Annotated in this window: 13 protein-coding genes; 5 read left to right on the top strand and 8 right to left on the bottom strand. The window is 48.7% G+C overall.

Annotated elements, in window-relative coordinates:
• Positions 1-485: 485 nt before the first annotated feature.
• Complete coding sequence (gene soxR / locus EA14781_RS07630) at positions 486-950, bottom strand: redox-sensitive transcriptional activator SoxR (RefSeq protein ID WP_000412439.1); 465 nt, start codon at positions 948-950, stop codon at positions 486-488.
• 85 nt (positions 951-1,035) lie between these two features.
• Here soxR and soxS point away from each other — a divergent pair, with 85 nt between their 5' ends.
• The gene (gene soxS / locus EA14781_RS07625; RefSeq protein WP_000019352.1) at positions 1,036-1,359 is read left to right on the top strand and encodes a superoxide response transcriptional regulator SoxS; all 324 of its coding nucleotides are present in this window, start codon (positions 1,036-1,038) and stop codon (positions 1,357-1,359) included.
• 2 nt (positions 1,360-1,361) lie between these two features.
• Here the strand turns inward: soxS and pdeC are convergent, their stop codons facing one another.
• Positions 1,362-2,948 carry a cyclic di-3',5'-guanosine monophosphate phosphodiesterase PdeC gene (pdeC, locus tag EA14781_RS07620; RefSeq protein WP_000019703.1) on the bottom strand — a complete coding sequence of 529 codons (1,587 nt, stop codon included), beginning with the start codon at positions 2,946-2,948 and terminating at the stop codon, positions 1,362-1,364.
• A gap of 447 nt (positions 2,949-3,395) precedes the next feature.
• Here pdeC and EA14781_RS07615 point away from each other — a divergent pair, with 447 nt between their 5' ends.
• Positions 3,396-3,677 carry a YjcB family protein gene (locus tag EA14781_RS07615; protein WP_010338933.1) on the top strand — a complete coding sequence of 94 codons (282 nt, stop codon included), beginning with the start codon at positions 3,396-3,398 and terminating at the stop codon, positions 3,675-3,677.
• 275 nt (positions 3,678-3,952) lie between these two features.
• On the opposite strand, the gene ssb1 is transcribed toward EA14781_RS07615, so the two are convergent.
• Complete coding sequence (gene ssb1 / locus EA14781_RS07610; protein WP_000168310.1) at positions 3,953-4,489, bottom strand: single-stranded DNA-binding protein SSB1; 537 nt, start codon at positions 4,487-4,489, stop codon at positions 3,953-3,955.
• Positions 4,490-4,740: 251 nt separating this feature from the next.
• Here ssb1 and uvrA point away from each other — a divergent pair, with 251 nt between their 5' ends.
• The gene (gene uvrA / locus EA14781_RS07605) at positions 4,741-7,563 is read left to right on the top strand and encodes an excinuclease ABC subunit UvrA (protein WP_000357767.1); all 2,823 of its coding nucleotides are present in this window, start codon (positions 4,741-4,743) and stop codon (positions 7,561-7,563) included.
• Positions 7,564-7,768: 205 nt separating this feature from the next.
• On the opposite strand, the gene EA14781_RS07600 is transcribed toward uvrA, so the two are convergent.
• The 3 genes from EA14781_RS07600 to aphA all read right to left on the bottom strand — a co-directional run bounded on the left by EA14781_RS07600 (position 7,769) and on the right by aphA (position 9,369).
• On the bottom strand, positions 7,769-8,125 hold the full coding sequence (locus tag EA14781_RS07600) for an MmcQ/YjbR family DNA-binding protein (RefSeq protein WP_000155670.1): 357 nt from the start codon (positions 8,123-8,125) through the stop codon (positions 7,769-7,771).
• A 3-nt stretch (positions 8,126-8,128) separates the two neighbouring features.
• The gene (locus tag EA14781_RS07595; RefSeq protein ID WP_000270382.1) at positions 8,129-8,545 is read right to left on the bottom strand and encodes a secondary thiamine-phosphate synthase enzyme YjbQ; all 417 of its coding nucleotides are present in this window, start codon (positions 8,543-8,545) and stop codon (positions 8,129-8,131) included.
• A 110-nt stretch (positions 8,546-8,655) separates the two neighbouring features.
• The gene (gene aphA / locus EA14781_RS07590) at positions 8,656-9,369 is read right to left on the bottom strand and encodes an acid phosphatase AphA (protein WP_001226937.1); all 714 of its coding nucleotides are present in this window, start codon (positions 9,367-9,369) and stop codon (positions 8,656-8,658) included.
• A gap of 277 nt (positions 9,370-9,646) precedes the next feature.
• Here aphA and EA14781_RS07585 point away from each other — a divergent pair, with 277 nt between their 5' ends.
• On the top strand, positions 9,647-11,470 hold the full coding sequence (locus tag EA14781_RS07585) for a sensor histidine kinase (protein ID WP_000701094.1): 1,824 nt from the start codon (positions 9,647-9,649) through the stop codon (positions 11,468-11,470).
• Positions 11,460-12,818, top strand: a complete 1,359-nt coding sequence (locus tag EA14781_RS07580; RefSeq protein ID WP_000428614.1) for a sigma-54-dependent transcriptional regulator — start codon at positions 11,460-11,462, stop codon at positions 12,816-12,818. Before EA14781_RS07585 ends, EA14781_RS07580 begins: the two co-directional genes overlap by 11 nt.
• Here EA14781_RS07580 and EA14781_RS07575 read toward each other — a convergent pair.
• A complete protein-coding gene (locus tag EA14781_RS07575) occupies positions 12,807-13,880 on the bottom strand; it encodes an Ldh family oxidoreductase (RefSeq protein WP_002460741.1) in 1,074 nt (357 codons plus the stop codon). The genes EA14781_RS07580 and EA14781_RS07575 overlap by 12 nt on opposite strands.
• Before the next feature lie 11 nt (positions 13,881-13,891).
• A complete protein-coding gene (locus EA14781_RS07570) occupies positions 13,892-15,391 on the bottom strand; it encodes a DASS family sodium-coupled anion symporter (protein ID WP_002460743.1) in 1,500 nt (499 codons plus the stop codon).
• Positions 15,392-15,560 lie beyond the last annotated feature (169 nt).

The raw sequence follows: 15,560 nt of genomic DNA, 5'->3' as shown, positions 1-15,560 counted from the left end.
CAGCAAAACGTTATCTTCCTGCTTCAGGTTTGCGACAATCTGGGGCGTCGCAAAAAAGCAAACGTTTAGCTCCGCGCATACAAAACGGGTGGTAAAAAAAGCAAACGATTATCCGGCGATCATAGCGGCTTTTTCAACCAAAGTTTGTTGCTTTTTTCCCTTTTCTTGTATTAACGATGAAAAACCAGGCAATTGATGCGCAAACGTTATCGTCAGTGCGCAAAATGACGGCATTTACAGACGTTTTGTGGCGAAGAGTTGCAGCAAAAAATCGCGCAAGAGGGCAAAAACATTGCGGCTAAAAAGCACCGCTTTGCACTGGCGAAGAAACAAGGGTGACATACAATTAGTATATCGACACAAACCGGAACCTCCACCACGTGCTCGAATGAGGTGTGTTGACGTCGGGGGAAACCCTCCCGTGTACCAGCGGGATAGAGAGAAAGACAAAGACCGGAAACAAACTAAAGCGCCCTTGCGGCGCTTTAGTTTTGCTCGTCTTCCAACAAACGCGCGCCTGTTCCTTCCTCTCCTAAACGGTCGCCAGGGTTACGCAACGGGCAGTCACTGCGTGAAAGGCAGCCGCAACCAATACAACCATCCAGTTCATCACGCAGCGCCACCAGGGTGTGTATGCGGCGATCCAGCTCTTCTCGCCATTGCGACGAAAGTTGTTTCCACTCTTTTGCGCTCAAGGTATGCCCTTCAGGTAATACGCCGAACGCCTCGCCAATAGTCGCCAGTGGAATGCCAATGCGTTGAGCTATCTTGATGATTGCAACATATCGCAGCACATCACGCTTATATCGCCGCTGATTGCCGCTGTTACGGATACTGCTAATCAGACCTTTGCTCTCATAAAAATGCAGCGTCGATACCGCCACACCACTGCGTTTCGCAACTTCGCCTGGGGTGAGCAAGGCTTTAATGCGGGGTAATTTCTTTTCCATAAATCGCTTTACCTCAAGTTAACTTGAGGAATTATACTCCCCGACAGATGAATTAACGAACTGAACACTGAAAAGAGGCAGATTTATGTCCCATCAGAAAATTATTCAGGATCTTATTGCATGGATTGACGAACATATCGACCAGCCGCTGAACATTGACATCGTCGCGAAAAAATCAGGCTATTCAAAGTGGTACTTGCAGCGGATGTTCCGCGCGGTGACGCATCAAACGCTTGGCGATTACATTCGTCAACGCCGCCTGTTGCTGGCCGCCGTCGAGTTGCGCACCACCGAGCGCCCTATTTTTGATATCGCGATGGATCTGGGTTATGTCTCGCAGCAGACCTTTTCTCGCGTTTTCCGTCGGCAGTTTGATCGCACCCCCAGCGATTATCGCCATCGCCTGTAGTTTCACTGCCCGCGCGTTAACTCGCGCGCGGGTACTTGCTCCGCCCATGCCATAAATACCTGCGGCGGCATCGCTTTTGCAAAGAACCAGCCCTGGCAATAGCGCACGCCACGTTTACGCAACCAGTTAACCTGCTCCTCAGTTTCTACCCCTTCTGCGATCGTTTTTAGCCCCAGAGTATGTGCCAGTTCAATAATATGTTCCGCAATTAAATGGCTGGTTTTGTGGGTAGTCAGCGTCTCAACAAACGATTTATCGATTTTTAAAATATCGATATTCAATGATTTAAGGTTATGTAGGTTGGAGTAACCAATGCCAAAGTCATCAATTGCCACTTCATAACCCGCCTGGCGGAAGGCCTGAATAATCGGCGTCATTTTGGTGACATCAAGAAACACATGTTCCGTCACTTCAAATTTAATTTGCTGTGGGCGCACCGCGTATTGCTCTGTTTTTTGATTGGTTCGCGCAATCACACGTGAAGTATGAAAATCGGAAGCCGACAAGTTAATGGAAATATAGCGATCGGCATAGGTTGCCAGATACGCGCCCAGCTCACTGAATACGTTATCAATGACATAATCAGTCACCTGTTCAATCATTCCTTCTTTTTCCGCCAGAGGAATAAACTCTGCCGGGTTCATCACCTGTCCCTGATTTCCGGGCCACCGCAACAACGCTTCGGCGCCAATACATTTTTCTGTTTTAATGTCGATAATGGGTTGGTAATAAAGACAGAGTTGCCGTTTTTCGAGTGCGCGCTGTAATTTTCGTTTGGGAGAGCGGTACTCCTGGCTTATACGCAACCAGAGCAATAACAGTACAAGACTCCCCAAAATACCTGCGGGTAAAGCAAAGATAAGATGGTTATAAAAATGGGAGAGAAGACGCTGTTTTGAGGTGGCAACAATGGCGGCAATCGGACGTTTTGTTGAATGGGCTATTGCATATAAGTAACCGTTCCGCTCCAGAGTTAACTCATTCTGATGAATCAGAGGTGAAAATGTTTCTGTCGAAGCCAATTTACTTAACGAGAAAAAAGCATTCGTTACCGTATCATACACGCCCCATTGCAGCGTTGGATCGTCAGACATCACCTCGCTCCAGAATAGAGGGTTGATAACTGCCACATAATTTCCCCGCTGCATATAGGTCATTTTATAACCTGAAAAAAAGAGCGTATCACGGTAATAATAAATAGAAACATTGGGAGCACGCTTATAATCTGCAGGTGCAATCATATAGCCGTTAGCAGGGGCCATAAGCGATGAGCATAAAAAATGATTATCATGGGCATATATCAGTTCATTGATATAAAGATAATTGCGAATAATATTCAACATTCGCTTTTGATGGGCGGGAGTACAAACGTGTCCCTGATAACGCTCCGCCTCATCGCTCGCCAAATCTGCCTGTTGAATAACCAACTCGGATTTATCCAGCGCCAACTGCGCAAAGGTACGAAGCTGACTATTAACTTCTGATTTCGCCCAAAGAAAAGCAATCCATAGCGACAGAATGATGGGAAGAAGTACTACAAAGACAATGCCCGGCAACGCCAGCAATTTGTGTCGTGCGCTATGACTCATTTCTATTCATTCCCTGCCTGGTTATATCTGGTCATTGCAAGGTGAAAACCCTGACTACCGACGACGTTAGATAAATCTTACGGTATAAATAGCACTTTTGCCTGATTTGAAATTGATACCTTTATGATTGTTGTTCTAATAAAAATAACTCGCTGATATCAAAAGAGCTTTCCTGAAAAAGAGAAAAAAGGCAGGAAGTTACAACATTTTGTTATTTGGCGTTCCTTCAATGCCACTGAAAAACCACATAATAAGTACAGAAATAAAAGCGATGGCGTAATCTGGCTAACAAACAATCAAGTGTGATATAGTTCACAAAAATAATGAAACAGATTTAGCGTTTCATTTTTGTGTTCTGCAAGCCCCACGATAGCCAGAGTGTACCACGCCTCCAGTGAGCAACGTCGCGCTGTCCAGAGCATCGGCTATTTTCAGAGGAATTTTTCGATGGCTACCCTCACCACTGGCGTGGTTCTTCTCCGCTGGCAACTTCTTAGCGCCGTACTGATGTTTCTGGCCAGTACGCTCAACATTCGTTTTCGTCGCTCTGATTACATCGGGCTTGCAGTAATCAGCAGTGGTCTGGGGGTCGTTTCCGCCTGTTGGTTCGCGATGGGATTGCTTGGCATCACAATGGCGGACATTACCGCCATCTGGAGCAATATTGAGTCCGTGATGGTGGAAGGAATGAATCAGGCGCCACCACAGTGGCCGATGATTTTGACCTGATAAACAGAAGTCTCCGCAAAGAGAAGCTTCTGGGACTGATAACAAACGCAAAATAGCCTGATGCGCTGCGCTTATCAGGCCTACACAATCTCTGCAATATATTGAAACTGCATGTTTTTGTTGGCTGGATAAGGCGTTCACGCCGCATCCGGCATGAACAAATCGCACTTTGTCAGCAAATCTGAGAAGCCTCCGCAAAGGAGGCTTCTTTTTATGGTTGACGGCGCTTTAATTGCCCGCCTTAAGAAAACATAACCTGTTTTCTTAATGGCAAATCAGAACGGGATATCGTCATCAAAGTCCATCGGCGGTTCGTTAGACGGCGCTGCCGGAGCGGACTGCTGCGGACGAGACTGCGCGCCGCCGCTGAACTGATTGCCACCCTGCGGCTGCTGAGGCTGACCCCAACCACCCTGCGGCTGACCGCCACCGATATTGCCGCCAGCCGGAGCGCCACCACTCTGACGCCCCCCCAACATCTGCATAGTGCCGCCGACGTTTACGACAACTTCTGTCGTGTAGCGATCCTGGCCGGATTGGTCGGTCCATTTGCGGGTACGCAGCTGACCTTCGATATAAACCTGGGAACCTTTGCGCAGATATTCGCTGGCCACTTCAGCCAGTTTGCCAAACAGCACAACACGGTGCCATTCAGTCTGCTCTTTCATCTCGCCGGTCGCTTTATCACGCCAGGATTCGGAAGTAGCCAGCGTAATGTTGGCAACTGCGCCACCATTTGGCATGTAGCGTACTTCCGGGTCCTGACCCAGATTACCAACGAGAATAACCTTGTTTACGCCTCTGCTGGCCATGTTCGTGTCTCCTGAAAAAAACGTTCTAATAAGTGTAAACGCGCGATTGTACCATTACCAATAGCGCTTTTACCACGATGTGGCCTCGGTTCCGGTAAACAAACATGGCCCGACATTGTTACACTGTATTGTGGGTTTTGCATTCCAATACTGTATATTCATTCAGGTCAATTTGTGTCATAATTAACCGTTTGTGACCGCCGGTAGCGCCATGCCGCCGGGCAAGAAAGTGTTTAATCCGGGAAAGGTGAATGGATAAGATCGAAGTTCGGGGCGCCCGCACCCATAATCTCAAAAATATCAACCTCGTTATCCCCCGCGACAAACTGATTGTCGTGACCGGGCTTTCGGGTTCTGGCAAATCCTCGCTCGCTTTCGACACCTTATATGCCGAAGGGCAGCGTCGTTACGTTGAATCCCTTTCTGCCTATGCGCGGCAGTTTCTGTCACTGATGGAAAAGCCGGACGTCGATCATATTGAGGGGCTTTCACCCGCCATCTCAATTGAACAGAAATCGACGTCTCATAACCCGCGCTCCACGGTGGGGACAATCACCGAAATCCACGACTATTTGCGACTGCTGTACGCCCGCGTCGGCGAGCCGCGCTGCCCGGACCACGATGTTCCGCTGGCGGCGCAAACCGTCAGCCAGATGGTGGACAACGTGCTGTCGCAGCCGGAAGGTAAACGTCTGATGCTGCTTGCGCCAATCATTAAAGAGCGCAAAGGCGAACACACCAAAACGCTGGAGAATCTGGCTAGTCAGGGGTATATCCGCGCGCGCATTGACGGCGAAGTCTGCGATCTTTCCGATCCGCCAAAACTGGAACTGCAAAAGAAACACACTATTGAAGTCGTGGTTGATCGCTTCAAAGTGCGTGACGATCTTACCCAGCGTCTGGCGGAGTCGTTTGAAACTGCGCTGGAGCTTTCCGGCGGCACGGCGGTCGTCGCCGATATGGACGACCCGAAAGCGGAAGAGCTGCTGTTTTCCGCGAATTTCGCCTGCCCGATCTGCGGCTACAGTATGCGCGAACTGGAACCGCGTCTGTTCTCGTTTAACAATCCGGCGGGCGCCTGCCCGACCTGTGACGGTCTTGGCGTACAGCAATATTTCGATCCCGATCGTGTGATCCAAAACCCTGAGCTGTCGCTGGCAGGCGGCGCGATCCGCGGCTGGGATCGGCGTAATTTCTACTACTTCCAGATGCTGAAATCACTGGCAGATCACTATAAATTCGACGTCGAAGCGCCGTGGGGCAGCCTGAGCGCGAACGTGCAAAAAGTGGTGCTGTACGGTTCCGGCAAAGAAAATATCGAATTCAAGTACATGAACGATCGTGGCGATACCTCTATCCGTCGTCATCCGTTCGAAGGCGTGCTGCACAATATGGAGCGCCGTTATAAAGAGACGGAATCCAGCGCGGTACGCGAAGAGTTGGCCAAATTTATCAGCAATCGTCCATGCGCCAGTTGCGAAGGGACGCGTCTGCGTCGTGAAGCGCGCCACGTCTATGTCGAGAATACACCGCTGCCCGCTATCTCCGATATGAGCATCGGTCATGCGATGGAGTTCTTCAACAATCTCAAACTCGCCGGCCAGCGAGCGAAAATTGCGGAAAAAATCCTTAAAGAGATTGGCGATCGCCTGAAATTCCTCGTTAACGTCGGGCTGAATTACCTGACTCTTTCCCGCTCGGCAGAAACACTTTCCGGCGGCGAAGCCCAGCGTATCCGTCTGGCGAGCCAGATTGGCGCAGGCCTTGTTGGCGTTATGTATGTTCTGGATGAACCCTCCATCGGCTTGCATCAGCGCGATAACGAACGTCTGTTGGGAACGCTTATCCACCTGCGCGATCTCGGTAATACCGTAATTGTGGTGGAGCACGACGAAGACGCCATTCGCGCGGCTGACCATGTGATCGACATCGGCCCGGGCGCGGGTGTTCACGGCGGTGAAGTGGTCGCGGAAGGTCCGCTGGAAGCGATTATGGCTGTGCCGGAGTCATTGACCGGGCAGTACATGAGCGGTAAACGCAAGATTGAAGTGCCGAAGAAACGCGTACCTGCGAATCCAGAAAAAGTGCTAAAACTGACGGGCGCGCGCGGCAACAACCTGAAAGACGTGACGTTAACGCTGCCGGTCGGCCTGTTCACCTGCATCACCGGGGTTTCTGGTTCCGGTAAATCCACGCTGATTAACGACACACTGTTCCCGATAGCGCAACGCCAGTTGAATGGCGCAACCATCGCGGAACCAGCACCGTATCGCGATATTCAGGGGCTGGAGCATTTCGATAAAGTGATCGATATCGACCAAAGCCCGATTGGTCGAACTCCGCGTTCTAACCCGGCGACCTATACCGGCGTATTTACGCCCGTGCGTGAACTGTTCGCTGGCGTACCGGAATCCCGTGCGCGCGGTTATACGCCCGGACGTTTCAGCTTTAACGTCCGTGGTGGACGCTGTGAAGCCTGCCAGGGCGATGGCGTAATCAAAGTGGAGATGCACTTCCTGCCGGATATTTACGTACCGTGCGACCAGTGCAAAGGTAAACGCTATAACCGCGAAACGCTGGAGATTAAGTACAAAGGTAAAACCATCCACGAAGTGCTGGATATGACCATCGAAGAGGCGCGTGAGTTCTTTGATGCCGTTCCGGCGCTGGCGCGTAAACTGCAAACGCTGATAGATGTTGGCCTGACGTACATTCGTCTGGGTCAGTCCGCCACCACACTTTCCGGCGGTGAAGCCCAGCGTGTGAAGCTGGCGCGTGAGCTGTCAAAACGCGGCACCGGGCAGACGCTGTATATTCTCGACGAGCCAACCACCGGCCTGCACTTTGCCGATATTCAGCAGCTGCTCGACGTACTGCATAAACTGCGCGATCAGGGCAACACCATTGTGGTAATTGAGCACAACCTCGACGTGATTAAAACCGCTGACTGGATTGTCGACCTGGGACCGGAAGGTGGTAGCGGCGGCGGCGAGATCCTCGTCTCCGGCACGCCAGAAACTGTCGCAGAGTGCGAAGCTTCACATACAGCGCGCTTCCTCAAGCCACTGCTGTAGTCGCTAAGGCCGCTTTCTGAGCGGCCTCTGATTATTGACAAGTTCGCTTTGTCCTTGCCGGATGCGGTGTGAACGCCTTATCCAGCCTACAAAAACATGCAGTTTCAATATATTGCAGAGATCACGCAGGCCTGATAAGCGTAGCGCATCAGGCCATTTTGCGTTTGTCATCATTCTCAGGCCGCTTTCTGAGCGGCCTTTATCTTCAGAGTTGCACCAACAGCTTACGTTTCTCTTCCGGCAGCAAATTCACTGCCTGCTGATAAGACGCATCCACCAGATAATAAATTTGCGAATCAGGCAACGAGCCGTCGAGATAAACGGTGCTCCAGTGCGCTTTATTCAGGTGCCGACTGGGACGCACATCGCTGTGCTGCTGACGCAATAATTCCGCCAGCGCCGGGCTGGTTTTCAGAGAAACGGCCGGGCGCCCTTCTACCTCTTTCACCATTGCAAAAAGGACATCTTCAACTTTGATCTGCGTTGCTTTCCAGTCACTATGCACACTCTGTTCTGCGCCTGGTTTTGCCATGCAATATTGTAGCAACTCCGAAATGGTCATTTTTTACTCCCCTTGTAGTGTCGCGATGATGCGACGCGATCCGCCGTGGATGCGATGTTCCCCCAGCCAGATACCCTGCCAGGTGCCGGTCTGAATACGCCCTTTATGTACTGGCAATACGAGCGATACCCCCAGCATTGAGGATTTAATATGAGAAGGCATATCGTCTGCCCCTTCATAGTCATGCTCATAGTTTCCGTTATCGGGAACCGCGCGGAGGAAAAAACGCTCCATGTCATAGCGTACAGTGGGGTCACAATTCTCATTGAGTGTCAGAGAGGCGGAGGTATGTTGCAACAACAGGTGTAGTAAACCGACGTTAACACGCGGCATATCAGCCAGTTGATTCAGGATTTCATCCGTTACCAGATGAAATCCACGAGATTTGGCACTAAGCGTGAGCGTCTTTTGATACCACATATGCTGCTCCTTGATAAAACTCTCTTAATCAGTTTGCAGCAAGATAGTAAAAGGATAAAGGTGTGATTAAAAAAACAGCACCAGAGAGAAACTAACACTTTCTCACTCTATCAGTATTCTGAATTAACGATCACCTCTTCACCGAAAGCGCCCGCTTGTGGCAAGGGTTTATAGGTAGAATTGGAGGCTCGCAAAATACGGATACCACGGATGCCGACATCACGCGCTGCGGTGATATCGTTGTCCGAATCACCATAAAACATTCGGATATTTTTATCCTGCAACCACTGCGTTTTTGTGTTTTGTCCCGGCTTATCGCCTGCAAAAATTACCGGATTCATACTGGTTGCCGGAATATGGAAATCATCGGCCAACGTTTTTGAAACCGTTTCTGTTTTCGTCGGACTACGGCCCGTCACAAAGAAGATAGCGTCTCCGCGGCGCACGTGCATATCAATCAGCTGGCGTGCGACCTCTTTTGGAATACTGAACTCATCCCAACCATTGTTCATTTTTTCCCAGAATGCGGGGTTTTTTAGATAATCCTCACTTTCCGGCGAGAAGATTTTCTTACCTCGCCAGAATCCGGGACTGGAAAACAGAACGGTGTCATCAATATCAAACCCAACCGCCATCGGCGGACGTCCTGCGAGACTATTTTCAATTTGTGCGACTGAAACCCAATGAATGGGCGCCTGTTCAGCAAGTTGGGCAACGTTAGTGCCATGATTAAGCGGTGAAGGTGAAGAGGCCAGAGCAACAGCGGAACTGTTTAGAGCGAACAATAAGCAAACAGCACTCAATTCCTGTGTGATCTTGCGCATATTTTTCCCTAAATAGTCAGTATATTAAAACGTTTTATTGTGAGATCTGTTGAAAAAACCATCTGACCATAACGCCAGTTGTAGGGGAAAGGAAGGATTATCTGCGGCTTTGTTACAGAAAAAGAGCACGATCACATTTGGAATACCTGTGCGATAAACCGCACATCGGTGCCGCTATTCTGCTTACACATTCACACAATGACACTCTTTTGGTTCTCGCAAGCCTTGTTCAGGGAATATACTGAAGATAAATATAAATACATTCAATGGATGATGAATGAAAATACCATGTGCTTATATATTTAAGAACAAATGGCGATTTCATATTACAAGTATTTCTCTTTTACTGTTCAGTTTCGCCGTTTCAATCATCTTTTTGCACTTTCGTTTTATTACGTTATCCGCTACCGATAAAATGCGGCTTGAGATGTATAAGTCCACATTATATTCCACCATTGAACAATTTTATGTTTTACCCTATATGCTCTCAACAGATCATATCATCCGTCAGGCCGTTATTGCCCCATCAGACATGACGTCCAGCGAACTTAATCAGCGAATTGCGCATTTCAATACACAACTCAAAACTGCAGCAATATTTATTCTTGATACGCAAGGAAAGGCTATCGCTTCCAGCAACTGGCAGGCCCCCGGCAGCTATGTAGGGCAAAACTATAGTTACCGTCCTTATTATAAACAGGCAATGGCTGGTTTAAATGGCCGTTTTTACGGTATTGGCAGCACCACAAACACACCGGGATTTTTTCTCTCAACCAGTATTAAAGATAAAGGGAAAGTCATTGGTGTAGTGGTCGTTAAAATAAGTCTTAATGAAATTGAAAAGGCCTGGTCTGAAGGACCTGAAAACATTATCGTCAATGATGAACACGGGATTATATTTTTAAGTTCAAAATCTCTCTGGCGAATGCGTACCCTGCAACCATTACCTATACAGGCAAAACAAAAGCTACAATCTACACGTCAGTACAGCCTCGATAACCTGCTGCCTGCCGATTACTATCCTTGTTACACTTTAAACAATTTTCTTTTCTTAAAAGAAAAGAAAGAACAATTTTGCTTATTCCCTAAATATTATACACAGCAAATTGCCATCCCAGAGTTTAACTGGAAAATGACGATTATGGCGCCCTTAGATAATCTATACTTGTCATGGGCTATTTCTCTGGTCGTCACATTAATTATCTATTTGCTATTTCTATTATTTATTAAATACTGGCGAATACGCTCTCATGCACAACAATTATTAACACAGGCCAATGAGACTTTAGAAAAACAGGTGAAAGAACGCACCTCGGCGCTGGAATTGATCAATCAAAAATTACTGCAGGAGATAAAAGAACGTAGCCAGGCCGAGCAAGTGTTGCAAATCACGCGTAGTGAACTGGCAGAATCCAGCAAACTGGCTGCGCTCGGGCAAATGGCGACCGAAATTGCTCATGAGCAAAATCAACCATTAGCGGCTATTCATGCACTCACCGATAATGCACGTATTATGCTGAAAAAAGAGATGTATCCACAGGTTGAACAGAATCTGAAGCACATTATTTCAGTGATTGAGCGAATGACACAGCTCATCTCTGAACTTAAAGCATTTGCTTCGCGTCACCGTGTACCAAAAGGATCTGCCGATGTCATCAAAGTGATGTATAGCGCCGTGTCATTGCTAAATCACAGTATGGAGAAAAATAATGTTGAGAGACGAATTAAAGCCGCCTCCATGCCGCTATTTGTGAATTGCGATGAACTCGGCCTTGAGCAGATATTCAGTAATTTAATTAGCAACGCTTTAGACTCTATGGAAGGGTGTTCTTATAAAAGACTGGATATCGCTATCCGCCAGACCGATAACAAGGTCATTATTACAATTAAAGACAGTGGCGCCGGGTTTGCTCCGCAAGTTATCGATCGCATATTTGAACCTTTTTTTACCACTAAACGCAGAGGAATGGGACTGGGGTTGGCGATCGTCAGCGAAATTGTCCGTAATTCGAACGGTACTCTCCACGCCAGTAATCATCCTGAAGGCGGCGCGGTGATGACATTAACCTGGCCAGAATGGAGAGAAGATCATGGAAAATAAGCCTGATGAAATTACAATTATTTATATTGAAGACAGCGACGATGTTCGTTTTGCCTGTGAACAAACACTTACGTTAGCGGGTTATCGTGTCATTTCCTGTTGCGATGCGGAACACAGTCTCCCTTTGATTCAAAGTCTGCAGAATATTATTGTACTAACTGATGTCAGACTCCCCGGAATATCGGGACTGGAGCTACTCAATTACATCAGTGAGATGGATAACAAAATTCCAGTTATTTTAATTACCGGGCACTGTGACGTAGAAATGGCCGTTGAAGCAATGCGCAATGGGGCATTTGATTTTATTGAGAAACCCAGCAGTTCAGATAAATTACTTAGCATTATTGCCAGAGCAGTGGAAAAACGACGACTGATTTTAGAGAATCAACAGTTACTGGTGAATCTGCAACAGGAAAATGGTCCGGTACTGATTGGTCGCAGCCCACAAATACAGCAACTGAGAAAGATGATCCTCAACGTTGCAGATACCGATGCCGATGTGCTTATTTACGGTGAAACAGGCTGTGGCAAAGAAGTTGTCGCCAGAATGTTGCATCACTGGAGCACTCGTCGTCAGGGGCAGTTTGTTGCTTTAAACTGCGCAGGATTACCCGAAACGCTTTTTGAAAGTGAAATATTTGGGCATGAAGCGGGGGCATTTACCGGGGCGGTCAAAAAACGTATCGGTAAAATAGAACATGCGAATGGCGGCACATTATTTCTCGATGAAATAGAGGGGATGCCATCAGGTATGCAGGTCAAACTGCTACGTGTGCTGCAGGAAAGAAGCATCGAAAGATTAGGCGCCAATCAATTAATTCCCGTTAATTGTCGTGTCATCGCCGCCACTAAAGAAGATTTACTACGTCGCAGTGAAGAGCATCTGTTTCGCCTCGATCTCTATTATCGTCTGAATGTAGTCAGTCTGAATATTCCCCCTCTTCGTCAGCGGCGAGAAGATATTCCTGAGCTATTTTACTGGTTCGCCAGTCAGGCGGCGCAAAAATACAATCGCCCCCTACCCGATATTTCTCCGATGTTGCTGGCCTGGCTACAATCACAAAGCTGGCCTGGAAATGTACGTGAACTCAAACATAACGCTGAACGCTTCGTGCTCGGTTTACTGACTCAGCATCAGCCAGTACCGATGACACAGCAAGAAGAAAGCGGCCTTACCGCCTGCCTTGACGCATTCGAGAAAAAGTTAATCGAAGATATGCTACGGCAAACAGAAGGCCAGGTCAGTTTGACTGCGCGGCTATTACAACTGCCGCGCAAGACGTTATACGACAAGCTCAACAAGCATCAAATTCAGCCGCAGGTTTATCGTCTGGAATCATCCAGCTAATGCGGATTTTTGTGTATGCAGGCCCAGATCGATGCCTTTACGGGCGTAATGCTCAACCACCCAGGACCAGAATGACACCGGGATCGTAATCATTGTCGCATTGCGTTCCCTATTAGCCGCTTCCGGCATCCCGGGGTAAATCACCGGATGACCGCCCGGCTGAGGCTGCGTGGCTAATAGATAATCCGCAAAGAACTGCCCTTTCTCCCCCGCCAGATCGGTAAATTGATCAGGATCGAGCACCAAAGCAAAAAGATGATTATGTGCCGATCCATCCGCCTGGTGATCTTCGGCGATCGTGTCGCCACCAGATAAGATCCCCGCCATCATCTCAATCATCAGCGCCAGGCCAAATCCTTTATGCTCACCAAAGGGCAATAACGCACCTGGCGGATTGCTGAATAGCACTCCAGGATCGATACTCGGATTTCCCTGTGCATCGATCAATTGTCCCGGCGCAGCCTGCTTTCCGGCGGACGACATTACCCGTGCTTTATTTAGCGCCATGCTACTGGTGGCAAAATCGACCAGAATCGGCGGACGCCCATCACTGAACGGCCAGGCAAAACAGAAAGGGTTAGTGGTCATACGCGGTTCTGCACCGCCCCACGGGGCGACCAGTGCCGGACGCCCGGTGACGTTACTCATGGCCAGCATCGCCAGGCCTTGATCAGCAACCATTTGCCCGTAATGCCCCATACGCCCTAAATGATGCGCATGGCACAACGTTAACAGGCAAAAACCGCGGTGTTTTGCTTGTTCAATGGCAGCATTTACCGCCACTTTTCCCGCATGTTGACCAAAGCCATTGTGGGCATGAAAACGCTGTAAATTACCTTCACTTGTTAAGCATTCCGGGCGGGCATTCGCGGTTACATCGCCACGCGCGATATTTTCCAGATACTTCGGTAGCAGCGTGACGCCGTGGCTGGCAAAGCCATAACGTTCCGCTTCAATCATATGTTCCGCCACATCCTGAGCGATATCGGCATCACAGCCATTAAGTTCCAGCAGCCCGGCAGCTAACCAACGCACTTTTTCCACGGCAATTTGTAATGACATCGTTGGTTTCCTCACATCAGACCTAAAATTTTCCACCAGGTGGCGGCAAACAACAGTAACAACAGGTAGCCAATCACCGTCAGGTACAGCCCGACACGGGTAAACTGGCGCGGCGTGAAGGTATCCGTGCCCATGCAGACCATATTTTGTGGCGCATTAATCGGCAGAATGAAGCCGAAACTAACACTGAAAGCCAGCAAAATAGTCATACCGACCGGGTTAACACCGAGTTCAGGCGGCAGACTACTTAACAGGCTAATCAGGATAGGCAGCAATGCAGCCGTTAGCGCAGTAGCGCTGGCAAAGCCCAGGTGAATGATGATTAAAAAAGCGGCGAGAATCGCGAAGATGGCTAATGATGGCAAGCCGTCGAGACCAAAACCTTTCACCACATAGTTCGCCATCCATGAAGTTGCCTGCGTATCAAGCAGCGTGGACCCCAGGCTGATACCAATACCAAACATCAGCAACGTTCCCCACTGCACACGTTTTTCAACGTCTTTCCAGCTCATAACGCCAATCCCCGGCAGCAGCATAATCGCCAGTCCGGCAAGGGTGACAGAGGTGGTATCAATGCTGTGTAATTTTCCGCCCGTAGACCAAAAGAACAGCAGCAGCAGCGAAATACCGATCAGGCGTTTCTCTTTCCCGGTAGTTGGCCCTAACTCTGCAAGTGCTTTTTTAATGGCTTCGCTACCGCCTTCAACGGCTTCTGTTTCGGGTGGCAATAATTTACGTGCGAGAAAATAGAGGATAACCGACATAGCGAGGCTCCAGGGGGCGCCCGCTAACAGCCAATCCAGCCAACTAACAGAATGCCCGGCGCCGAAAGTTTTATTGATAAAACCGATAGAAAGCAGGTTTTGCGCCGCCGAAGTTTGAATACCAACGTTCCAGATACTGGTCGCCTGGGCGATAACAATCATCATTGACGCCGCTAAACGTGAATGTTTATCCACCTTAAATGCCGCAATGACCCCCATCATAATCGGCACCACGCAAGCCGTACGGGCAGTGGCACTGGGTACGACCAGGCTCAGGACGATGGTCACCACAATGGCACCGATAATAATGCTGCGGCTGCTGGCACCTATTTTCGACATAGTAAACAGCGCAATGCGTTTATCCAGCCCGGTAATGGTCATTGCCGCCGCGATAAACATTGCTGCTGCCACCAGCGCCAGAGCAGAATTAGAAAAACCCGACAGAGTCATTTTCAGCGCTTTCGCGGTGCCGAGAATAGTTTCCGGGTGATTCATATCCGGGGCAAAGCCAACCATAAAGATAATCAGTGCGGAAATCACAATTGCACTGGCGGTGTAATCCATCGCTTCGCTGATCCAGACAATAATGGCGAACACCAGAATGGCGATCATATTTTGTCCAGCGACGGGCAATGTATCGCCTAACGGCAGAAGGGTAATAATAATTCCGGCAATGATCGCCAACCACAAGCCGGGGTTAGGAATAATTCGGCGCTTTTGTGGCGCGTCGTTAGATATTGATGACATATTCACCTCATTGTGAAAAATAAAAAACCCGCCGGGCTATTGCAGGAGCTATGCCATCTTTAATTTTTTAATAACACTTTGTTATTTAATGATTTTATTATTTATTCTTTTTATTTTGTGCGCGGTTTTCCGCACAGTAAATAAAAGGTGATTCCCTTACCACACAGAT

Origin of the sequence: Escherichia albertii NBRC 107761 = DSM 17582, from assembly GCF_000759775.1 — a bacterium.
Taxonomy (GTDB): Bacteria; Pseudomonadota; Gammaproteobacteria; order Enterobacterales; family Enterobacteriaceae; genus Escherichia; species Escherichia albertii.
This window is presented reverse-complemented; position numbering and strand designations above follow the sequence as displayed.

Excerpts from the sequence above, each read along its gene's own strand:
- EA14781_RS07570 (WP_002460743.1), bottom strand. The coding sequence starts at position 15,391 with ATGTCATCAATATCTAACGACGCGCCACAAAAGCGCCGAATTATTCCT.
- EA14781_RS07615 (WP_010338933.1), top strand. The coding sequence starts at position 3,396 with ATGGCTACCCTCACCACTGGCGTGGTTCTTCTCCGCTGGCAACTTCTT.
- aphA (WP_001226937.1), bottom strand. The coding sequence starts at position 9,369 with ATGCGCAAGATCACACAGGAATTGAGTGCTGTTTGCTTATTGTTCGCT.
- pdeC (WP_000019703.1), bottom strand. The coding sequence starts at position 2,948 with ATGAGTCATAGCGCACGACACAAATTGCTGGCGTTGCCGGGCATTGTC.
- ssb1 (WP_000168310.1), bottom strand. The coding sequence starts at position 4,489 with ATGGCCAGCAGAGGCGTAAACAAGGTTATTCTCGTTGGTAATCTGGGT.
- uvrA (WP_000357767.1), top strand. The coding sequence starts at position 4,741 with ATGGATAAGATCGAAGTTCGGGGCGCCCGCACCCATAATCTCAAAAAT.
- soxS (WP_000019352.1), top strand. The coding sequence starts at position 1,036 with ATGTCCCATCAGAAAATTATTCAGGATCTTATTGCATGGATTGACGAA.
- EA14781_RS07585 (WP_000701094.1), top strand. The coding sequence starts at position 9,647 with ATGAAAATACCATGTGCTTATATATTTAAGAACAAATGGCGATTTCAT.
- EA14781_RS07575 (WP_002460741.1), bottom strand. The coding sequence starts at position 13,880 with ATGTCATTACAAATTGCCGTGGAAAAAGTGCGTTGGTTAGCTGCCGGG.
- EA14781_RS07580 (WP_000428614.1), top strand. The coding sequence starts at position 11,460 with ATGGAAAATAAGCCTGATGAAATTACAATTATTTATATTGAAGACAGC.
- EA14781_RS07595 (WP_000270382.1), bottom strand. The coding sequence starts at position 8,545 with ATGTGGTATCAAAAGACGCTCACGCTTAGTGCCAAATCTCGTGGATTT.
- EA14781_RS07600 (WP_000155670.1), bottom strand. The coding sequence starts at position 8,125 with ATGACCATTTCGGAGTTGCTACAATATTGCATGGCAAAACCAGGCGCA.
- soxR (WP_000412439.1), bottom strand. The coding sequence starts at position 950 with ATGGAAAAGAAATTACCCCGCATTAAAGCCTTGCTCACCCCAGGCGAA.